This window comes from Xanthocytophaga flava, assembly GCF_030068545.1.
Lineage (GTDB): Bacteria > Bacteroidota > Bacteroidia > Cytophagales > 172606-1 > Xanthocytophaga > Xanthocytophaga flava.
In genome coordinates this window covers 77398-101492 of the sequence record NZ_JASJOR010000003.1, presented here as the reverse complement: position 1 = coordinate 101492, position 24095 = coordinate 77398, and the positions used below count along the sequence as shown (strand labels likewise).

Sequence of the window (24095 nt, the reverse complement as noted above, 5' to 3'; positions counted from 1 at the left end):
AGCTGTGTTAATAACTTTCAATCTGACCAACTATCACCAGTTATGTGATCATTTAGCTGGCCACGATGCTGAACTAAGATCTATTCTGGACTTGAATGGCTATCCTCCCATGTGGACGCGAAAAAATACGTTTGAGACACTTGTACATATAATCCTTGAGCAACAGGTTTCACTCGCCTCTGCACTGGCGGCGTTAAATAAACTCAAAGTGACAACACAAATGATCACACCAGAGTCGATTCTTTGCCTCACTGATCAGCAGATGAGGGCTTGTTTTGTCAGTCGGCAAAAGATGGGATATATAAGGGGACTAGCTCAAGCAATCAAAGACGAAAAAATTCATCTCGAAGAATTTGCAGGTATGTCCGACGATCAGGTCCGGAAAGTACTCATCGGTTTAAAGGGTATCGGAAATTGGACGATAGATGTGTATTTGATGTTTGCACTTCAACGAACAGATATTTTTCCGATTGGTGATCTAGCCGCTGTAAATGCAGTAAAGACCCTCAAAAAACTCCCTAGTTCTACAACAAAAGAAGAAATCCTTAAAATAAGTATAAACTGGAAGCCATTTCGATCCATCGCGTGTATGATGCTTTGGCATTATTATCTGTCTGCCAAAGGAAAAAAAATGGCACCTATCATATAAGACAGTATCCCTTAAAATTCATACAAGCAGAAGAAACACCAAAGAAAAAATAGTAAAACCGTACATATCCATACCTTTCTAAATGAACTTTTAATTTTCACAAATAAACTATCCTCATAAAAGTCAGTACTAATATTCTTCACTCGTTTTAAATGCTAATTATTATCATTGTACATATAGCTTAGATTGACTTCTGACCTAAGATCAGGATTATAGCATTCAGATTAGCAAGGAAATATTTTATATTTTTCAATATTCTCCAGCATAACACCTCTTCTGTCTTAACTTTTTAGATGGATGTTCTAGTACCTCTTCTTAGTAAGTATGGCTGCAGCTAAACAAATAAACTTGGCTAAGGGAAAGATTGTACTCTTATCTTGGTCAACAACTATATTACTTGGATAATATTTTATAGGACTATTTACAGTTAAGTATAAAAATCCTATATTTACATCTGTCAATTTTATGTGTCACTTACACACATATATATTCTGTAAATTCTTCATTTCTCATAGATTCATAAACCTACTCTTTATTTATCAGTTGATATGCTCAAATTGATCTATGACCTGTTATTTAATTATATACCCAAAATAACTTTTTGGCTAGTGTGTCAATTTGTTTGTCATATTGTGGTGGCAAAAGCAGATCCTCATATTACATTTCAGTCATTACAGGAAGGATTATCCAATCAAGTCATTACCTGTATGCTGAAAGATTACAAAGGGTATATGTGGATTGGGACTTATAGTGGATTGAATCGATATGACGGATCTGATTTTGTTGTTTATGAACACAATCTGGCTGGTATACGAACCATCAGCCATAACGTAATCGGAGCTATTATAGAAGACAAATCCCACAAACTGTGGGTAGGTACCAGCAATGGACTAAACATTTATAATAGGGATAAAGACCGTTTTGAACTTGTACCTGGTCTGGGCAGAACAGATACCTTAAATGTAAGAGCCTTATTCTGTGACCAAAAAGATAATATCTGGATTGGCACAGCAGGAGATGGTTTGTTTATGTATGATCAACGTACCAGTAAGCTCACTCACTTTACTTATAATCCATCCAATCCACACTCTATTTGCTCTGACTTTGTAAAGGCTATTATTGCTGATCGTGAAGGCAATCTATGGATTGGCACCCGTGATGGATTGGATAGATTAGAGGCTAAGAGTAAACAATTCACTCATTTTGTGTCTGATGCTAATCTATCCTCTAAGTTAAGTAATAATGCGATCAGCAGTTTGACAATAGATGCTCAAGGTTCCATATGGATTGGTACCTATGGAGGAGGTTTAAACAAGCTAGTAAAAAACCAGAATACATATTATTTCCAACATTTCAGAAAAAACAAACTGGCGGGCTCTCTCAGCAATGATATTGTGCTTTCTCTTTTATTGGATCAAAAGGGAGGACTTTGGGTTGGCACTGAAAACGGTGGACTGAACTATCTCCTGCCAGAATCAGATACGTTTGTTCAATATAAATCAGAAGAAGGTAATCCACAGAGTCTAAGCAGTAACTCGATCTGGTCACTTTATGAAGATAATAATGGATTGCTCTGGATAGGAACCTATTACAAAGGATTAAACATTTATGATGCACATGCAGAGAAGTTTCAATCGTATCAACGTAATGCTTTCAGCAAGCAAACACTGGTAAACAATCAGGTCAGATCGTTTGCAGAAGATGAAACAGGGAATTTGTGGATTGCCACAGATGGAGGGGGTATCAATTATTTTAATACACAAAACCGGCAATTCACAGAACCGATTGTGAATGCCTCTTTATCCAGCAAAGCCATTCTGTCAATTTTATATGATTCCCGTCATACCTTATGGCTAGGTAGTTGGGGTGCCGGAGTAGATCATTATACCAGAAATGGTACTAGACTTAACAATTATCGGTTTGATGGAGTATTGAAAAATAAACGATACAATATCAGTACTCTCTATGAAGACAAGGCTGGGCAGATTTGGGCAGGCACTTCAGGAAATGGATTGTTTGTGTACAAATCGGATAAAGATTGTTTTGTACAGGTGCTGGATGAGAGCAATAAAACGCATCTGAATAAATCGGCTTATATAAGTGCTCTTTTGCAGGATAAGCAAGGGCAACTCTGGGTCGGAACTTTATATGGATTAATTTGCATGAAACCAGAAAAGGAAGGCAAGTATTCGTTTCAAGAATATTTATATAATGCGGATCCTAGAAAAGGAGGAAGTTCTTTTGCTATCAACACATTATTTGAAGATCGCAAAGGCAATCTGTGGATTGGAACAATGGATGATTTGAATCTGTTTCATCCTGAAAATGGCAGTTTTACCGTTTTTACCAAAGAAAATGGACTACCTGGTAGCACAATCAGAGGGATTGTTGAAGATCCAGCTGGAAATTTGTGGATTAGTACCAATAAAGGATTGTCTATGTTCAATCCTTCCAAAAGCTACTTTAAAAACTACTTTAAGGAAGATGGGCTCGTAACCAATGAGTTCTATCCAAATGCCTTTATTCAGATGAGTAATGGAGAGTTTTTTTTGGGAGGTAACAATGGTATAAGTTCTTTTTTACCAACCCGGATGACAACCAATCACATAGTTCCACCTGTATACATTACAGGATTTAACCTATTTAACACTCCAGCAAAAATTGGACAGCCAGGGTCTCCTCTAGAGAAAAGTATCTCTGAAACCACACATATCACTCTTACCCATAAGCAAACTTCCTTTTCTATCGAATTTGTGGCTCTCAATTTTACACATTCCTCCAAAAATCAGTATGCCTATATGCTTGAAGGCTTTGACACGGAATGGAACCAAGCAGGTACCCAACGCATAGCTACCTATACAAATCTGGATGCTGGTACCTACCTTTTTAAGGTAAAAGGATCTAATAATGAAGGCATATGGAATAAGACACCTACTACTTTGCAAATCACTATCCTTCCTCCTATTTGGGCAACCAAATGGGCATATATGCTCTATATATTATTGTTCTCTGCTTTGCTTTGGACATTCATAAAGCTAAAAATGAATCAGATAGCCCAGGCACAAAAATTAGAAATGGAGCAACTTACCCATGCCAAACAGGAAGAATTGAACCGAATGAAGGAACAATTCTTTACCAATGTTTCTCACGAATTGCGAACACCTCTGACGCTAATTCTCTCACCATTGGAGCAGATTATTTCCCATGGCCAGGTAGAAGGAGAAGTAAAAGACAAAATAAGACTGGTTTATACGCATGCTGAACGGCTAAATGGACTAGTCAATGAGCTAATGGATTTTTCCAAGCTGGAAGAGAGTAAACTGAAGATACGTGTCCAGAAAGAAGACATTTGCCGATGCACTCAGGCATGGTATACTCTCTTTGCAGAACAAGCCCGCCAACGGCAAATTGATTATCAGTTTGTATATCCGACCCAGACAATTGAAGCCTGGTTTGACAAAAACAAAATGGAGAAGATAGTCCTTAACCTGATATCTAACGCATTTAAGTATACTCCGGAACGAGGGACAATTCAGGTAGGAGTTGAGCTAATTCAGACAAAAGTTGATCTGGTAGAAAATAAGCATCCCCTCTCCTATTCATCTGAACATATCCGACTTTGGGTAGCTGACAATGGAAGTGGCATTGGAAAGGAATATATCGGCAAAATTTTTGATCGCTTCTTTCAGAGTCCGGAAGATGAAACACAATACAATACTGGTACAGGCATTGGACTGGCGCTGGTCAAAAACCTCGTCGAACTACATCATGGGATTATTCAGGTAAGTAGTGAAAAAGGGATCAGAACTTGTTTTGAAGTTCTGTTGCCGTTAGGAAATGCACATTTTGAGTCTCATGAGATTATAACCAATAATACAGATCCAATTCAATGCAATACAACTGGTGCTGTAGCTGAGATTACATCTGAGATCCCAAAGGCACCAGAGATTAACTCCTCCCGAATTATTCCTCTATCGAGTATGACCTCTACTCGTGACACTGCAGCTCAGGCACCTGTTATTCTGATTGTAGAGGACAATGCGGAATTAAGAAAATATCTGGCTGCAATCCTTTCAGAAGAGTATCGCATACTAGAAGCTGCAGACGGTGATGCTGGATTTCGACTGGCCACAGAACAAATACCGGATTTAATTATAAGCGATATTCTTATGCCACGCTGTGGGGGGATTGACTTGTGTCAGAAAGTGAAAACAGACATGCGCATTTCTCATATCCCAGTCCTGTTACTCACAGCTAAAACATCTGTCAGCGATCAGATTGCAGGGGTTGAAAATGGTGCGGATGTATATGTAACCAAACCATTTAATACGCAACTTCTCCTTGTACAAATCCATCAGCTGATTCATTCCCGAAGGGAACTATATGCACATTTCAGTCAGGATGTATACCTGAGACCAAACCGATTAGCAGACAATGAACTCGATGAACAGTTTTTACAGAAGGTAATAGGCTACATCTTACAAAACCTAACAGACAGTAACCTGAGTGTAGAAGGATTGGCCGAGTCGGTTAATCTGAGTCGAAGTAACATGTACCGTAAACTAAAAGCATTGACCGGTACTTCTGTTATTGAGTTTATACGTATTATTCGGCTCAAAGAAGCACTAAAGCTTATGGAAACCAAAAAACATTCGCTGGCAGAAATAGCCTATCTGACTGGATTTACCTCTCCAGCCTATTTTACCAAAAGCTTTAAGGAACATTATGGAAAGCCACCTTCCGAATATCTTAAAGCTTCTTAAATATCTACCTCAAAACAGGTAGATATTTTAACAACCATAAGTCATCTCAAATTTTAGCAAAAGCCTGTAGCATTTACCAGCTGTTTTTATACGTATAATTTACCGCAAAATATTTTTCGAAAACGTAAGGTAAATCGTCTGAGCAATGAGCAACTTGCATTTTGTTCAATGCACATTTGCGTTTGAACAAAACTCTGATCACTTTTTATGTTATGCATAACTCATCGCAATTTTTATTTTGATCAGTATTCCGATCATTTTTTCTGTTGCGCACAACTCACCGCAAAAACAAAATCTGATCGGAATTCACCGCAAGTTACTGAATGACGTAAATAATGAGCAAACCTTCTGTGATGCTACTACCAATCGTGTCATTTAGTGAAACAAAACTATGCTCCACAACAAAGCAACTTAGTAAAGCCTAAAATTAGGAATTCGTCTTATGTTGCGCTGTTCTGTCAATATCTTTTCCATAATAAGTGTGCTTCCTTCTTTTTATAAGCTCTAGGTAAGGACTAACTTTACGATACTACAAATAGCTGTACTATAGTTATAGACTTTGTTGCATTATCTGCATACTACTTTTTAACTCAACTAAAGTAAGCAGTTGAATGATCTAGATTAAGATAGTGGAGAGAATAATCCATCAGAAATTTATTCACACACTAAGTCGAGCTGAAAACATACCACTTTAGCTAATTTCCCTCCTCTTTACATCATTTGTTATAGTATTTGACCAAATAATTATACTCTTCTGTGGCAAAAAATGAGAGGTTTGTAAGAATATTAGTGTAATTCCATGAAATAATTTAACAAAACCAAGCAACGTATTTCTACTTATTCTATCAATCCAGCTCCTTAAAAATATATAAACTAGATATGATTCAATCATAGTATTGGTAGGTTCACCGGTTCACAATAAGATAAGTTTTATGATAAACGTATTTCCTCTTCAACTTTTCTGACACATCAACTATAAATGGTGAGTTACTTTTTATAGCAAAAAAAAGACCTTTTTAGTTGGTAGGATAGTATTTGAAAAAATAACACTTGAAACGAAAATTAATAATCTATGCAGTATCTTTTACGAAAACGAAATCATCGATTCAGAATAGTAAAAATGAGTAGTCTGTCATTTTTACTATTATTTTCAGTGAGCCCTATATCCCATGTTTTGGGGAGAACAACAAATCCTCCTTCCAATGGGCACACATATCGATCATTCAGCCCTGGAAATAATCTTCCTCATACAGAAGAAGGAACATTTTTCTCAAAGAATAGTCAGAAAGTTAAACCATTCGAAATACAAATCACTGGTCAGGTTACAGACGATAAAGGAGAAGGATTACCAGGAGTGTCAGTTCAGGTAAAATCAACTACTCGTGGAACGGTTACGGATGAGAAGGGAAATTATAAGATTGCGATTGAAGAAAATGCTCAGGTAGTGCTGGTCTTCTCAATGATCGGTTATGTGACGGAGGAAGTACCTGTAGGAGCCAAACAAGTAGTCAATGTTACGTTGATTCCAGATCTGAAAACACTGGATGAAGTGGTAGTAGTTGGCTATGGCTCTCAGCGAAAGCGTGATGTTACCGGAGCAGTGACCTCTGTCAGTGAAGCTACTCTCAAAGAAGTACCTGCACCCAATCTGATAAACCAGTTAAAAGGTCGTGCTGCAGGTGTATCAATTATAAGCAATGGCTCAACTCCTGGCTCACAAGGTCAAATCCGTATTAGGGGAAACAGGACGTTGACAACTAACCAAGGCTCCAGTGATGCACTGGATGGGCCATTGGTTGTGGTAGACGGAATTCCGTATGGAGGACTGAACGATATCAACCCGGATGATATTGCCAGTCTTGAGATCCTGAAAGATGCTTCTGCTACTGCTATTTATGGCTCCAGAGGGGCTGGCGGTGTAATATTAATTACAACCAAACGGGGTAAAGTAGGTAAGCCTGTATTAAGTTATGATGGCTACCATGGTGTAACTAGTATTTATGGTAAGTATAATATCATGAATGGTGAAGAATATGCCCGCTTCAAAGAAGATGCAGCCAAATACAACCGCACCAACCCTGGAACATCAGGGTATCTACTAACACAGGCAGAAAAAGATGCACTAGCGGCCGGTATTTCTACTGACTGGCAAGATCTGATCTACAAACAAGGGTATATGACCAATCATCAGCTAAGTTTGCAGGGAGGAGCAGAAAATACCCAATATGCTCTGGGAGCAGGATATTTTCGTGAAACAGGCATTATTCCTAATCAGAACTTTGAAAGATATTCCCTGCGTGCAACCATTGATCAGAAAATTGGCAAGCATGTTAAGATTGGATTAAATACGCTGAATAATGTTACCTATCAGAATAACCCAGGTGGTGGTGGTATTCCTTCAGGATTGGTACGGTTAACACCATTGGCACCAGTATACAATACGGATGGCACTTTAAATATAAATCCTGCTGCAGGCTCCATTGACGCGGCACAGATAAACCCAATGACTATTATTACCAGAAGTGATGCCATCTTGGGACGTACCCGCTCGCTTCGAACCTTTAACAGTTTATATGGAGAGGTAAATATCATAGAGGGTCTACGGTATCGCTTCAACGCGGGTATCAACTTTAGTCAATCCAATTACAATGGATACGCAGGCCCTAATACCTATTTCAATACGGCAACTGTTCAGTCTTCATCCAGTGCTGAAATCAGCAATACGGAATACTGGGATCTAAACTTCCAGCACCTGTTATACTATGATAAGGTTATTGCGGCTAAACATAAAATAGGATTTACTGCCTTATATGAGATCACAAAAAATCATTCACTAGGTAGCCGCTTTACAGTACGTGGGGTTCCAGCCGATTATATTAAAACAGGAAATTTTGCCCTTGCGTCTGGACAACCTGTTGCCAATTCAGATTTTGGTAATTCATTTGCAGAAACTGGTTTGCTTTCCTATATGGGTCGTTTTAACTACAGTTACAATGACCGGTATCTGTTAACTCTTACTATGAGAAGGGATGGTTCCTCTACACTTTCCAAAGGCAATCAGTATTTCAACTACCCATCCATTGGTTTAGGATGGAATATCAGTGATGAGAATTTTATGAAGGGTGTGCGATTCATTTCCAACCTGAAACTAAGAGGAGGTTGGGGTATTTCAGGAAACAGAAACGTAGGAGCCTATGCGACTCTGGGCGCATTATCGACAGGATATTACAACTTTGGTACTAGCACCCCAGGACAACAACTAGCCTATACAGTAACCAGCCTTCCAGCTACTGGCCTGGGTTGGCAATCTACTTCACAAATAGATATTGGACTGGAATTTGGCTTATTTAATAACCGAGTTACGGGTTCAGTAGATTACTATCATCAGAAAACAAAGGACATTCTTTTGTCAGTTCCACTTCCTCCTAGTAACGGAGCTGGATCTACCTTAAAAAATCTTGGAAAGACAGAAGGTAAAGGTTTGGAAACATCGCTGACCTTTGAAATTCTTAAGAATCCTAATGGATTTAACTGGAGTGCAGATGTTACCTATTTCTTTAACCGCGAAAAAATCACTCAGCTTACTACGCCACAGGAGCAGTCAAACGTAGGTGCAGGCTGGTTTGTAGGTCAGCCACTGACAGTTATTTATGATTACAAAAAGATTGGGATCTGGCAAACAAAAGATGCTGAAGACGGTACATTGGCCAAACAAACCTCGCCCGTTCAGTATCCGGGACAAATCAGAGTTGAGGATATAAATGGTGACAATAAGATCGATGCCAAAGATCGTCAGATCATTGGAAATTTTCAACCTAAATGGGAAGGAGGTTTCACCAATCGGTTTAGCTACAAAAACTTTGATGCCTCTATTGTTCTATATGCCCGGATGGGAATGAAGGTATTGGTGCCTTACCTGACAGGTAACTCTACAGGTGCAGGAGGTTTTGCCTTCTTTAACCAAAGCCGTGTGAACCAAATGAAGGTAGATTACTGGACAGAGAATAACCCGACCAATGCCTTTCCTGCACCAGATGCAGCTAATGCAGTTGCCTTTTTCGGTTCAACATTGGGATATTATGATGGATCATTCATCAAATGCCGAAGCATCAATCTGGGATATACCTTTTCAAGTCGCATAATCAATAAAATCGGTGCAAGTTCAGCACGATTATATGTGAATCTAACGAATCCGTTCATTATATACTCACCTTTGGTTAGAGATAAACTAGTACTGGACCCGGAAGGCAACAGCTATGCTCAGGATGCTACTGTTAGCCCGACTGGCGCAAGTGAAACAGGTGTTCCTGGCCGTCAGATTGGTGTAAACATGAACAATCCTCCTGTCAGACAATATACACTTGGTTTAAATATCAAATTCTAACCTGGAAAATTATTAGTAGAAATGAAACCTATTAAAGCACTACTTATACTTACGGCAGCACTTGTGTTTAGCCCCGGTTGTGAAAGCATCCTGGATGAAAAACCCCAGTCTCAGATTGTCCCTTCCTTTTTTAACAGTCCGGCAGGAGTGCTGGGTGGCATTGCAGGAGTGTATAATGACATACGGTCACAATGGGGAACTGAGGGATTTACTATGGAAATGCAGGCCGGTACAGATGAATTCCTGACGGGTGCCAGCGGCAGTGGTCCAGTCTTTAACTATAATGGCCTGAATGGAAGCAACTTCGGGTCTGCCTGGGGAATAGCATTTCAGGATATTAACACAATCAACGGAGTATTGCAATATGGCCAAAGCATTGATGTACCTGAAGCTACACGAAAACAATACCTGGCCCAGGCTAAGTTTTTAAGAGGCTTCTGGTATTTCTATCTGGTACAAACGTTTGGTGATGTACCTCTGCATACCGAATTCATTACTGCACCTTCTCAGGCTGCTTCACGGCAACCTGTAGCGGAAGTATATGAACTTATTATCAAAGATCTGACTGAAGCCGCTGCTGATTTACCAGACAAACCGACTACTCCTTTTTTGGGTAAAGCTGCTACCAAACCTGTAGCCCAGTTGTTACTGGCGAAGGCTTATCTCACCCGTGGCTGGCTTAACAATACCCAGTCAGATTTCGAACAAGCCGCAACTCTTTGTGATGATATCATTGCCAATAAATCGAATTACGATCTGGATTTATGGCAGGATTATGGCGATGCATTTGTGCCTGCTAATGATTATGGAAAAGAGACTATGTTTGTCAGTGATCATATGCTGGATCCTAAATATGGCTATTATACGGTAGGTGGAGCTGCTGGCGGAGGAGCAGCACAAAATCTTACTCCCTGGTTTACCAACTGGAACTATCCTAACAACAGCGGAGTCAACTCCTACAAAAATGCCTCTGGCAATTTGGTTAATAATGGCACTTCAGGTATGATTCGTGACTCTTACTATGGTCGTCCGTATCAACGTTTGCGCCCTAATAGTTACAAATGGCCTTCTGGTGACAATGCAGGCAAAAATTATTTTCTGGATCAGGCATTCGCCAACAGAGATATTGACTCTCGCTATGCCAAAACATTTTATGATGTGTACATCAGTAATACTTCCATAACTGTAAGTGCGACAGCAGATCATAATGAGAGGGGGATTGGTTTCACGACAAAAGTAGGAGTAGATACTGCTGTTTGGTTACCTGATTATGAAGTAGTTGGTGCACCTCAATTTGTCGGAACCCGACCTTTCAAAGGAATTGTAGTGCCTCCTAGTCTATGGAAGAGTGACATCTTTCCTGCTGTTAAAAAACATATGGACCCAAGTCGGGGTGCCAATTTTAACGACCCATCTACTCGTCCGTGTGTATTGTATCGTTTCGCAGATGTTTATCTGACAGGTGCAGAAGCTTACCTGAAAGCAGGTAATGCAGGCAAAGCTGCTGACTTGATTAATGTAATACGAAAAAGAGCAGCATTCCGGAAAACCAACACTACAGCCCAAAATGAAGCTGCTGCGGAAGCAATGACTATTACAGCTGCTGATGTAACAGTTGACTTTATTCTCGATGAGAGAAGCCGCGAGTTTTTTGGGGAGTGGCAACGATGGCTTGATTTGGTACGCACCCGTTCACTGGTAAGACGTGTGAAAGCCTGGAATCCGGAAGCAGGACAGTATATACAGGATTTTCATATGCTCCGTCCTATTCCACAATCTCAAATTGACCGGGTTGTAGAAGGACCTGCATTTACTCAGAATACCGGATATTGATAAATCGATAAATAAAGAGGATGGTGCCACTGCTTGTATCTGTTTAGGTACAAGCAGTATTATGATTTATAGTTTTCTTTATCTGGGGTTATCTCAATTAAAATCTGACTATGTATACAAGAAATCTCAGGCTATCCTTTCAACCAGAATATGGCAATGAATTTCCACAGGAAGAATGGATTTGTAATGCCCAGATACCCTCTGGAATCTTTTGTCAGAGGTGGAGTCATTCGCATCCTAAGCATAGAAAGTCAATGCACCTGGTCAGACAATGTATGCTGAGTATACATTTGAAAAACAATCCTGAGTTATCTGAACAAGAGTACAATGAAATGTTTTCTACCATTGCTTATAGATGTTCCCTCCCTTCGAGTTTAAACAGTGTATGTTCAAACTCAACTGGCACTCTAATCAATAATAATATAGAATAGGAATTTGCGTCAAGCCTCTCCTAGCACTCTAACAACACTATCTATCCTTGTACTTTCTAAATCAAACTAATAAATATTATTTGAACTACAATTTCTATAACATTTCCTAGCTTTCCTCGGAAAACAGTGTAAATTTGTACCCTTTGCTTTATGTGTCAATTTCACACGTATCAATATATGGTAAGACACATACAGCAAGGGTTAATTTGCTAATACTACAAACCTAAATCTGACAATCCACTTTTTCTATCCATGCAAAAAATACGAATTACCTTACTGCATTTAGTCTCTGGCCTGTTAACACTTTTTCTCAGCTATTCTATGCAGGCCCAGTCTATTACACTGACCAATCCCATTCTGACAGGTTTTTATCCGGACCCTAGTATTGTTAAAGTAGGAACGAACTATTATCTTATCAATTCCACGTTCTCTTATTTTCCGGGTATCCCAGTGTTCCAAAGCCAGGATCTGAAAAACTGGAAGCAGATTGGCAATGTTATTGACAGACCTTCCCAAATGGACTTTATGGGTGAACGAATAACCCGTGGTCTGTTTGCACCTGCTATCAGCTATTACAAAGGAACCTATTATGTTACCTGCACTGATATTGATCATGATGGCAACTTTGTAGTAACTGCCAAAAATCCGGCAGGGCCTTGGAGTGATCCGGTACGAATTCCACAGGTGCGGGGTATTGACCCTTCCTTGTATTTTGAAGAAACAGGTAAGGCCTATATTATCTATAATAGTGATGCACCGGATAACAAACCTTTATACTCAGGCCATCGGACGATTCGTATGTATGAATTTGACCCGGTGAGCCTGAAAGTTATTGGAGAAGAAAAACAATTGGTGAATGGAGGGGTTGATCTTAGTAAAAAACCTGTCTGGATTGAAGGTCCTCATATTCTAAAGCGCAATGACTGGTATTATCTCTATGCAGCAGAAGGAGGAACTTCCGTAAACCATTCGCAAGTAGTTTTTCGGAGCAAGTCTGTCTGGGGGCCGTATGTACCGTATGAGCACAATCCAATTCTAACCCAAAGAGATCTCCCTCAAGACCGTAAAGATCCTGTTACCTCTACCGGACATGCACAGTTTGTTGAAGGGCCCGATGGAAAAACCTATGCAATTTTTCTGGCTGTAAGGCCCTACACTGGAGATTATTACAATACAGGCCGCGAAACATTCATAGCACCAGTGGAATGGAAAGAGGATTGGCCAATTATCAATCCTGATAACAAAGAGGTAAAGTATTCTTATACTGCAAACTACAAGGAGGTCAAACAGCCTAGCGCTTTACCTCAATCGGGTAACTTTCACTATACGCTAACCTTTGACAAAAAGCTTGATCCTGCATTATTGTTTATGCGTACGATCGACAGCAGTTCTTTTTCCTTATCCAAACAGAATGGCTTAACACTAAAACTAAAACCAGAAACGTGTATGGATTTTGCCAATCCTTCCTTTATTGGCAAACGACAACAGCATTTGTATTCCAGTGTAGAAACAGAGTTAAGTTTCGCTGCCCGTTCTGCCAGTGAAAAAGCAGGTTTGCTGGTTTTTCAGAGTGAAGACCACTTCTATTTCTTGTGTCAGTCTCTTAATCAAAATCAGAAACCAGTTATTGAACTATACAAAAGCACCCCAAAAGAGAAAGCCATGCAACTGCTGGCAGAAATTCCACTTTCTATGCAGACCAAAAAGACAGGACTCCGAATTGTCTCTGAAGGAGAAAACTATAGTTTCTATTTCTCAACAGATGCGAAAAGCTGGTCAGTGGTAAAAGATAAGGTAGATGCCAAGTTTGTAAGTACAAAAGAAGCAGGTGGTTTTGTAGGGTGTGTGTATGGAATGTATGCGACTTCTTCTGGTGAGAAAACAGATAATAAAGCTTCTTTCAAGTATTTAAAATACGCAGGCAAAGATCCTATATACACAAAATAAAAGTGCAATTCAGTAAACGGATGAAAAGGTATTTTAGGTTTATACTGACAGCGATCCTACTCTTTTGGGTAGTAGACGGATTTTCTCAAAATCCTGATTTTCATATTTATCTCTGTTTGGGACAATCCAATATGGAGGGGAACCCACCATTTGAACCACAAGACACTGTGGCAGACAATCGGTTTGTCGTGCTCGAAGCTGTGGATTGCCCCAACCTCGGACGAGTAAAAGGCAAGTGGTATCCGGCAGTGCCTCCTTTGTGTCGTTGCCGTACCGGACTAAGTCCAGCTGACTACTTTGGTAGAACTCTGACAGCTCATTTACCCAAAAAAGTTAAAGTGGGTGTGATTAACGTAGCTATTGGCGGATGTAAAATAGAATTGTTTGACAAAGATAGTTACCAAAACTACCTCGCTACTGCCCCTGACTGGATGCTTACCATGGTAAAAGAATATGATGGCAATCCCTATCAGCGCCTCATTGATATGGCAAGACTGGCACAAAAAGAAGGTGTGATTAAAGGCATTTTGCTACATCAGGGAGAGTCCAATACCAATGATACACTATGGACCAAAAAAGTAAAAACCGTGTATGATAACCTGATAAAGGACTTGAAGTTAGACCCAAAGAAAGTACCCTTATTGGCTGGTGAAACTGTGCATGAAGATCAGGGTGGCAGATGTGCATCTATGAATAAAATCATTGCTACCCTTCCAGAGGTGATTCCAAATTCTTATGTAATTTCCTCAAAGGGTTGCAATGATGCCGCTGACAATCTGCATTTTGATGCGGCAGGATGTCGTAAACTGGGCAGGCGGTATGCTTTTCAGATGTTGTCTTTAATGGGGTATACAAGTAAGGCAGTTGATTAGTTGTGATTGGATCTAGTTAGTACAGATACTACTTCCCTTGCTTGTTTCAAATGTAGCCTACACTTCATTGGCAGTATAGGCAATCTTATTTAAAAGAAGGAGAAAATAGCAAATCTATGACAAATATACTTACGCTTACATTGACTAGATATAGCCGTCATTTTATCATGATAAGTCTGTTTCTCGGATGGACTTCGGTAGTGAATGCACAACAGGTACTGCCTTTGTATCCGGCCAAGATTCCTAATACAAAGTCTTCAAAGGTTACCGAAACTGGGGCAACTTCCGGAATTATCCGGGGCATTACCAAACCTACGCTACAAGTCTATCTGCCTGAAAAAGACAAGGCAACAGGTACGGGTGTAGTGATTATTCCAGGAGGTGGTTATGGTGTAGTAGTCTATCAGGGCGAAGGCATTGATATAGCCAAGGAATTTGTAAAGCGTGGAATAGCAGCGTTTGTACTAAAGTATCGACTTCCCAATGATTCAATTATGCCAGACAAGAAGATTGGTCCCCTACAGGATGCGCAGCAAGCAATAAAGTTTGTTCGGGAAAACGCCAGTAAATGGGGAGTAGATACGCACAAAATAGGTATCATGGGATTTTCAGCCGGAGGACATCTGGCCTCCATAGAAGCCACACACTTTGAAAAATCACTGATCGATAATCCGGAACAAATTAGCCTGCGCCCTGACTTTCAGATTCTCGTATATCCAGTAATCAGTATGCGCGATAGCTTAACGCATCAAGGTTCCCAAACTAATCTTTTAGGTAAAGATCCATCTACTGAGTCTGTCAAACTGTTTTCCAATGAATTACAGGTTACTAAAAATACACCTCCTGCCTATATTACCCACACTGCTGATGACAAAGTGGTAGATGTAGACAATAGCATTTCCTATTTTGAAGCGTTACGGCGTGAAAAGGTAGAAGTAGAAATGCACATTTATCCCAAAGGCAATCATGGATTCATTTTTCATCATCCCGGATGGATGGAGCCTTTGTTTGACTGGATGAAACGTAACAACTGGATCAAGTACTAATCACCTAAAAACCGAACTACTTAACACCTGTTTCTATGTATTCTCATTTTTACAAATTTTTTACCTTGACTTTGCTTTTTGCCTGCAGCTGGGTAATTGCTCAGCCACCTAGAGGGCCATTGGTTGTATCGCCACAGGTACACACAGATAAACGAATTACATTTCGCTACCTGGCTCCTACTGCCCGTCAGGTGCTATTGGATGGAGGGCAGTTTGGTGCATCCGGCGTCCCTATGACTAAAGATTCTATCGGTATCTGGAGTGTAACCGTAGGACCTATAAAACCTGATATCTATCCTTATGGATTTAAAGTAGATGGCGTAACAGTGATGGACCCGGCCAATGTCAACTACTTTCCCAACGAACGGTTTAAAGCCAGTCTGGTGGATGTGCCTTCTGAAAAACCAGCTCTCTATGATCTGCAAAATGTTACACATGGCACCATAACCTACGAATACTATCCATCTGTTTCAGGAACCACAGGAAGAGTTGTGGTTTATACCCCTCCAGGATATGATAAAAGCCCTACCAAAAAATATCCTGTATATTATCTGATTAGTGGTACTACCGATACAGAAGAAACCTTTTTTAAAGTAGGTCATACCAATCTGATACTGGACAATCTGATTGCACAGGGAAAGGCGGTGCCAATGATTGTGGTCATGCCCTATGGAAATATTGCAGCTCGTATAGCAGAGCAGTCGCCTAATGGCACCAAACCTGCCGATCCTACAATCCGTGATGCACCAGATGCTGTCAGTCGGGCCAAAGCATTTGAGGATGACTTGCTGAAAAATCTGGTACCCTATGTTGAAAAGAATTACCGCGCGATAAGCAGTCGCGACAGCCGGGCTATAGGCGGATTTTCAAGGGGTGGAGGACAGACACTTCGTGCAGCATTTGGCAATATGGATAAGTTTGCCTGGGTGTGTTCTTATGCCTCTTACCTTTCTCCTGCCGAAATGGATCGTTCCTTCAGCCAAATAGGCGGCAATGCTGCCAGTACCAATAATCAACTGAAATTGCTTTGGCTGGGCATTGGAACAGAGGACTTCCTCTACAAGGGTACCGTTGAGTTTATGGATTATCTAACAACAAAGAAAGTAAGCTACAAAAGCTTTACTACTGATGGTGGCCACACATGGATGAACGTAAAAAAATACCTTACCGAAACACTACCTCTCTTATTCAGATAAAATGAAGACAGCACTTTTTTTACCTCTGATACTTTTATTTAGTGTATCAGCCCTGGCTCAGCAGCGCCCCCCGGCAATTTCTTCGCCTGATGTACATACAGACAACCGTGTTACGTTTCGCTACTTCTCCAGACAAGCGCAAAAAGTGACACTAAACGGAGAATTTTTATCTTCTCCCCTACCTTTAACAAAAGATACCTCCGGCATCTGGAGTATAACCGTAGGCCCGATCACCCCCGACATCTATCCTTATAGCTTTCAGGTAGATGGGGTTGATGTAGCGGATCCTAACAATACCTATATCTTTGCCAATGAACGTTTCAAGCGTAGTATTGTAGACATTCCCGGAAACACACCTCTGGTACATTCACTACAAAATGTGCCACATGGCAAAATTCATTATCAGTATTATAAATCTGCTACACTGGGTACTACACGTACCCTATTGGTCTATACACCTCCCGGATTCAATCCCAATGGAAAAACCAAATATCCGGTATTATACCTGATCCATGGTGGTTCTGATACTGAAGAAACCTGGACCAAAGTAGGTCGGGCCAACTTCATTGCCGATAACCTGATCGCTGAGAAAAAGGCAGTTCCAATGATCATTGTTATGCCTTACGGCAATGTACGCCCTAGCCCCATGCCTGATTTTACTAAAGACATGACACAGGATATTATTCCTTTTATAGAGGCAAATTATCCGGTTTTCAAAGATAGCAATCATCGGGCAGTAGCAGGATTTTCGGTTGGTGGTGGACAGACACTTAACATTGGCTTTACCAACACGGATAAATTTGGATATATCTGCTCCTATGCACCCTATACAGCAACCGAAGAGTTTACCAAAAACTTTACAGACTGGAAACCCAATGCAGATCTGATAAACAAACAAGTGAAACTATTCACTATTAGTGTCGGAACTGAAGATTTTCTGTATGAGAGTGTAAAACAAAACATTGCCATGTTTAAAGAAAAGAAAATCAAGGTAGAGCCACTTATTGTGCCTGGCGGACATACATGGATGAATTGTAAACTTTTCTTAGCTAAGTCCTTACAACAAGTATTTAAATAAAATATAAGCCACTTACTAAACATCTGAGAAAATGAAAGTCAAGTTGTTACAAATAGCACTCATTACCTTTGTTACAGGTGGGCTTTGCTTTGCACAGGCACAACAGTCTACAATCAAAGAAGATTTTAAGCCGTCTACAGTAAACCAGCCTGGACAGGAATATCCAATGGTAAACTCTCAGGGCTATGCACGTTTTAAAATAATTGCTCCTGCAGCTGATAGTGTACGGGTAAGTTTGGGTCTGGGAGGAAGAGGTGGCACCAAACTCAGCAAGGCGGCAGATGGTTCATGGATGGGTACAACCGACGGACCAATGGACGAAGGCTTTCACTATTACAATGTGAACATTGATGGTGGAAAATTCAATGATCCGGGCACATTGAATTTCTACGGCTCGGTACGTTGGGAAAGTGGTATTGAAATACCCGCACATGATCAGGATTTTTATGCGCTCAAAAATGTGCCTCATGGCCAGGTACAACAGGTCCTTTTTCCATCGCCCAGTACAGGTACTTCTCGCAGAGCTTTTGTCTATACTCCTCCTGGATATGAAAAAGGAAAAGAGAAATACCCTGTTTTGTATTTACAGCATGGCTGGGGAGAAGATGAAACGGCGTGGAGTAATCAGGGACATGCCAATTTAATAATGGACAACCTGATTGCGGATGGAAAAATCAAGCCTTTCCTGATCGTAATGACCTATGGCATGACCAATGAAGTAAAATTTGGCAAGATTCGCGAATTTAGTATTGTGCCATTCCAGACTGTACTCGTTGATGAGCTGATTCCTTACATTGATGCTAATTTTCGTACTCTTGCCACCAAAGATAAAAGAGCTATGGCCGGGCTTTCTATGGGAGGAATGGAGACCAAGCAGATTACCCTGAACAAACCCGAAGTCTTTTCTTATTATGGTCTGCTAAGTGGCGGCGTGTATGCACCTGCTGATATCAAAGACAAATCAAAAGTAAAGCACATATTTCTAAGCTGTGGAAGCAAAGAGCGTCCTGAGGGGGTACAGAAAGCAGGCGAAGAACTCAAAGCCGCAGGAATCAATGTCACAACCTATATTTCAGAAGGTACAGCACATGAGTTTCAAACATGGCGTAGAAGCTTATATCAAATGGCCCCTTTGCTTTTTAAATAACATATTCTGGAAAAGCAAGAGTACAGAAAACAAGTCTTTACCATGAAACTTATCCTTATTCTTATTTTCCTCTTGTCTATCTTTCCGGATGGTGTGGGTATAGCTCAAACCACACGATATCGAAATCTGTTCAAAGAGGCAGGTTATAGCCAGGCAGATATAGAGGCAAAGGTTGCGAAAGCCTATTACGACATCTTTGAAGGTCCCAACCGGGTATACTTTCAGGTTGGTGATACCATGGCCTATGTTTCAGATATTAAAAATCATGATGCCCGTACGGAAGGACTCTCCTATGGGATGATGATAGCTGTTCAACTGAATAAAAAAGATGTATTTGATCGTATCTGGCGGTGGTCGAAAGCCTATCTGCAACATCAGAGTGGCCCACGGGAGGCATATTTTGCCTGGAGCATTAATCCCAAAACCATGAAGCGTAACTCTGAAGGATCGGCTTCGGATGGCGAGCTTTATTATGTTACCAGCCTTTTGTTTGCGGCCAATAAGTGGGGCAACCGCACAGGCATTCATTATTACAATGAAGCCCGGCATATACTGGATGCCATGTGGAAGAAAGATGGGTCCGGAAACATATACAATCTGATTAATACTGACCATAAACAAATCACCTTTGTTCCTGAAGGAAACGGCTATCAGTGGACTGACCCATCGTATCACCTGCCGGCCTTTATGGAAGTATGGGCGTTGTATGCCAACGATGGACATGAGTCATTTTACAAAGCATGTGCGGATACATCACGGGCATTTCTGCATCGAGCCTGCCACCCTGTTACCGGACTAAATGCAGACTACACCGAGTTTAGCGGAAAGCCGCATGATACACCCTGGTCGCCGTCTGCCTTTCGGTATGATTCGTGGAGAGTTCCGATGAATATTACGATGGATTATGTCTGGTTTGGTAAAGACAAAAAATGGCAGCAGGAGTATGCCAAACGTTTTCAAGGATTTCTCCGCACAAAGGGCATTGACACATTTGAAGACCAGTTTAATCTGGATGGCTCACGTCCGGAGTTTATCCTGCAAGCAGGTCCTGAAAAAAAGCTCAGGCATTCGTTGGGCTTGGTGGCTACGGCTTCTTCTCTTTCTCTGATCAATTCAGATAAGAAAAGTCTCGACTTTGTGCATGCCCTATGGAATGCCAAACTTGAACCTTACGACGATGGATATTTTGACCCCTATTATGATGGGTTATTGTATTTATTCAGCCTTATGCATCTGAGTGGAAAATACCAGATCATCACTCCACAAACCCATTAACTTTAGTACACATTCTCTTCACTGGCATTTATTCACGCTGAAAGCTATACACGTATGAAACGGTTTTTACTTACATTCCTGACTTTTCTGACTCTACTAATCAATACCCATTCACAAAATATTGCTCAACAAAGCATAGCCAAGGAGGCTCCCAAAGGATTTGATGTAGTGCGTACAGGAACTGCTCATGGAAAAATTGACACCATTCAGTACAACTCCAAAACTGTAGGTACTAGCCGAAAAGCATTGGTTTACACCCCTCCTAACTATAGCAAAAAAACAAAATATCCTGTATTGTATCTTTTGCATGGCATTGGAGGAGATGAAAAAGAATGGCTCAATGGTGGCTCGCCCCAGGTAATTCTGGACAATCTCTATGCGGATGGGAAAATCAAACCCATGATTGTAGTTTTACCCAATGGCAGGGCTATGAAAGATGACCGACCCATCGGCAATATTTTCGACAAAGATAAAGTAGAGGCTTTTGCTACTTTTGAAAAAGATCTGCTCAATGACTTGATTCCCTTTATCGAGAAAAAATATGCAACACTTACTAACCGGGAATCACGGGCTATTGCTGGGCTTTCGATGGGTGGTGGACAATCGCTGAACTTTGGATTAGGCAACCTCGACAAATTCGCCTGGGTTGGTGGTTTTTCATCTGCACCCAATACCAAAAAGCCTGAAGAGCTTATTCCCAATCCACAAGAGGCTAAAAACAAACTCAAACTTTTATGGATTTCCTGTGGGGATAATGATAATCTGATCAATTTCAGTAAACGTACACATGACTATTTGTATGAAAAAGGAGTTCCACACATCTATTATATTGAACCGGGTGTACACGATTTTAAGGTATGGAAAAATGGTTTGTATATGTTCTCCCAGTTTCTGTTCAAACCTGTTGATGTTTCCAGCTTTTCCAAATACACTATCTTAGGTTCCCCTGCTTCTACCAATATCCGCAATGGAAAATATCCCCAGCTATTGCCTGATAATCGGGTAGCTTTCCGTATCAAAGCTCCACAGGCACAAAAGGTTCAGATTGACCTGGGTAAAAAATACGATATGACAAAAGATACTGCGGGCTTTTGGACTGTCACTACCGATTCCATTAGCCGGGGATTTCATTATTATTCTCTTCTGGTTGATGGTGTTGCATTGGCTGATCCTGCCAGTGAAAGTTTCTATGGTATGGGACGAATGGCTAGTGGCATTGAAATTCCTGACCGAGATGGAAGCTTCTATGCCCTCAAAGAGGTTCCCCATGGGGATATACGCATCCGAAAGTATCTTTCAACAGTGACCAATACATGGCGGGAGATGTATATTTACACACCTCCTGGATACGACAAATCATCTGATAACTTTCCTGTTCTCTATCTGTTACACGGAGGAGGAGAAGATCAGCGTGGATGGGCTACTCAGGGAAAAACGGATCTGATCCTGGATAATCTTATTGCTGAAGGCAAAGCCAAACCCATGCTCATTGTCATGCTGGATGGGAATGTAAACAACGGTGGTGGACTCGCAGGATTTAATGAGAATGTGTTAAAGGCATTTGAAAACGAATTAAAACAAGCTGCAATTCCATTTGTAGAAAGCAACTATCGCGTGCACACGGATGCAAAAAACAGGGCTCTGGCAGGGTTGTCTATGGGTGGATTGCAAACTTTGTATGCAGGTATCAAAAACACCAACATGTTTAACTACCTGGGTGTATTTAGTTCAGGCTGGTTTGCCAACAATCCTACCTTGTCTGACCCTCAATATGACTTTATGAAAAACAATGCGTCTACCATCAACACAAATCTGAAACAGTTTTGGATTTCAATGGGCGGAAAGGAAGACATTGCTTATGAAAATTGCAAAATCATGCGGGGAAAATTTGATCAGATGGGTATCCGCTACACCTATAGTGAATACGCAGGTGGACATACCTGGCCTGTGTGGCGTCATGATTTGTTTGGGTTTTCGCAGGTACTATTTAAATAATGATTTAGTATTATCTGGAAATATACGCCATTCCGAATGTCAGATGTATGTATTCAATCTGAGATCTTGTACATATCAGAGCACCAGAGCCTATACTTTTAACAGAGTATAGGCTCTGTTTTTTTTGACTGCTTTTTAACTTGGTTGTCAGTGATCGTGTCTTGTGTTTTCTAAAATTGATTTTCTTCGAATTAGGGTATGTTAGCAGATTTTAGTTTGCTAAAACACTATTATAGGTTATTTATGGTACGACAACAAGTAAAAGACTTTTCTGCTTGAGTCTCCAACTGAAACAACTATTAAAAAGTCTAGGCCAGATAAACTTTTTCTCTCAATTGAGTCAGAGTGTCTATACAAGTGATTGTATTTTTGGTAGCTTGAAGACAGGTAAACTTAGCTTTATACTATAGTGATAGAAGAAAATATTTACATAGACCGCCAGTTGTACTATTGCTAATGTTTTTTCTTGGCCTTTCGGCGTTCTGTAAGAGATGGCTGCTTAAAATATTTTGTTAGTTCAAGTGAATAGATGACACTTGTTATTTTCCATTTACCATCCCTTTTAATCAGACTTAGATATTTGCTACCCCAGTTGGTCATTGAGCCATTGGCCCAAAAGCTATAATCCATTGTGATAGAAGCTACACTTCCATCTTCTATAATATGAATGTTTTCAAATTTATCCTCACAGGATTCATATCTGAACAACCCACGCATAAATCGCTTGTAACTTCCTTCAAAATAATTACTTGCAGTAGTTCCTTTCACTTCTTGTTCCTTCGACTGTGTTCGCTCACTAAGAACAGCACCCCACATCACTGAGCCATCATTAAATAATCCGTAAAAAGTAGCAGAATCCCGTGTTGCTACACTTTGTGAATATGTATCAACAAGAATGGAAAGAGCAGTTGCATTTTTATCTTTTTCCTGGGCAAAAGCTCTTTGTGCAAAAGCAGAATAGACTAAAGTTAACATAAAAAATGGCAAGGCCTTCATTTTTGTCAGGTTTAAAAGTCTACCATGTGTGCAAGACTCATACCCATGGTACACCTATTGAAAAGAGAATTTACTTTCTTTTGCTGGTAATGTACTTATATTCAATTGTCAAGCCTTCGTACCCATAGGCGTCCATCTTCACTTCATCAATTAGGGTATAACTAACAGGATGTATATCTGGAATAATAGAAGAAAATGCCTTATAAACGCCATCGATATAGGCCGCTTTGTCATCTTTGAGATTGGTTGAATCGGAGATTTTTATTTCGAGATAAAAACTCTTGACGTTTAATTCCTCAAGCGATCTGGAATTGATGAACCATAGGTGTTCACCAATAAAGGATATGGTTACAGCTGTAAGCTCAGGCTTTTTATTCAGGAATTCTTTTGTAAGCAAACTTATACTTATTGCTAAGTTTTGTGCAAGTATTGGATCTTCCTTTCCACTTACAGTTAAATGAATTTTTGGCATAGGTCACATAG

The 24095-nt window shown here is 40.4% G+C and carries 14 protein-coding genes; 12 read left to right on the top strand and 2 right to left on the bottom strand.

Annotated elements, in window-relative coordinates:
- Positions 1-4 precede the first annotated feature (4 nt).
- From QNI15_RS05835 to QNI15_RS05780, 12 genes are all read left to right on the top strand, one after another.
- On the top strand, positions 5-649 hold the full coding sequence (locus QNI15_RS05835) for a DNA-3-methyladenine glycosylase family protein (protein ID WP_314031004.1): 645 nt from the start codon (positions 5-7) through the stop codon (positions 647-649).
- 608 nt (positions 650-1257) lie between these two features.
- The gene (locus QNI15_RS05830; RefSeq protein ID WP_314031003.1) at positions 1258-5412 is read left to right on the top strand and encodes a hybrid sensor histidine kinase/response regulator transcription factor; all 4155 of its coding nucleotides are present in this window, start codon (positions 1258-1260) and stop codon (positions 5410-5412) included.
- Between the two features lie 1072 nt (positions 5413-6484).
- The gene (locus tag QNI15_RS05825; RefSeq protein ID WP_313998364.1) at positions 6485-9796 is read left to right on the top strand and encodes a SusC/RagA family TonB-linked outer membrane protein; all 3312 of its coding nucleotides are present in this window, start codon (positions 6485-6487) and stop codon (positions 9794-9796) included.
- Positions 9797-9817: 21 nt separating this feature from the next.
- The gene (locus tag QNI15_RS05820; protein ID WP_313998361.1) at positions 9818-11629 is read left to right on the top strand and encodes a RagB/SusD family nutrient uptake outer membrane protein; all 1812 of its coding nucleotides are present in this window, start codon (positions 9818-9820) and stop codon (positions 11627-11629) included.
- A 683-nt stretch (positions 11630-12312) separates the two neighbouring features.
- Positions 12313-14007 (top strand): glycoside hydrolase family 43 protein, encoded by a 1695-nt coding sequence (locus tag QNI15_RS05815; protein WP_313998359.1) that lies wholly within the window; start codon positions 12313-12315, stop codon positions 14005-14007.
- Positions 14008-14027: 20 nt separating this feature from the next.
- A complete protein-coding gene (locus QNI15_RS05810) occupies positions 14028-14879 on the top strand; it encodes a sialate O-acetylesterase (RefSeq protein WP_313998357.1) in 852 nt (283 codons plus the stop codon).
- A gap of 167 nt (positions 14880-15046) precedes the next feature.
- Positions 15047-15925 carry an alpha/beta hydrolase gene (locus tag QNI15_RS05805; RefSeq protein ID WP_314031176.1) on the top strand — a complete coding sequence of 293 codons (879 nt, stop codon included), beginning with the start codon at positions 15047-15049 and terminating at the stop codon, positions 15923-15925.
- 35 nt (positions 15926-15960) lie between these two features.
- A complete protein-coding gene (locus QNI15_RS05800; protein WP_314031002.1) occupies positions 15961-17121 on the top strand; it encodes an alpha/beta hydrolase-fold protein in 1161 nt (386 codons plus the stop codon).
- Between the two features lies 1 nt (position 17122).
- Complete coding sequence (locus tag QNI15_RS05795) at positions 17123-18199, top strand: alpha/beta hydrolase-fold protein (RefSeq protein ID WP_314031001.1); 1077 nt, start codon at positions 17123-17125, stop codon at positions 18197-18199.
- 31 nt (positions 18200-18230) lie between these two features.
- Positions 18231-19346, top strand: a complete 1116-nt coding sequence (locus tag QNI15_RS05790; protein ID WP_314031000.1) for an alpha/beta hydrolase — start codon at positions 18231-18233, stop codon at positions 19344-19346.
- A 42-nt stretch (positions 19347-19388) separates the two neighbouring features.
- Positions 19389-20621: a glycosyl hydrolase family 8 gene (locus tag QNI15_RS05785; protein WP_314030999.1), complete on the top strand. Its 1233-nt coding sequence runs from the start codon at positions 19389-19391 to the stop codon at positions 20619-20621.
- Positions 20622-20675: 54 nt separating this feature from the next.
- Positions 20676-22616, top strand: a complete 1941-nt coding sequence (locus QNI15_RS05780) for an alpha/beta hydrolase-fold protein (protein ID WP_314030998.1) — start codon at positions 20676-20678, stop codon at positions 22614-22616.
- Between the two features lie 453 nt (positions 22617-23069).
- Here QNI15_RS05780 and QNI15_RS05775 read toward each other — a convergent pair whose 3' ends face one another.
- Both QNI15_RS05775 and QNI15_RS05770 read right to left on the bottom strand, forming a co-directional pair.
- Positions 23070-23591, bottom strand: a complete 522-nt coding sequence (locus tag QNI15_RS05775; protein WP_314030997.1) for a nuclear transport factor 2 family protein — start codon at positions 23589-23591, stop codon at positions 23070-23072.
- A 91-nt stretch (positions 23592-23682) separates the two neighbouring features.
- Positions 23683-24084, bottom strand: coding sequence for a hypothetical protein (locus tag QNI15_RS05770; RefSeq protein WP_314030996.1), 402 nt, complete (start codon positions 24082-24084; stop codon positions 23683-23685).
- Positions 24085-24095: the final 11 nt, after the last annotated feature.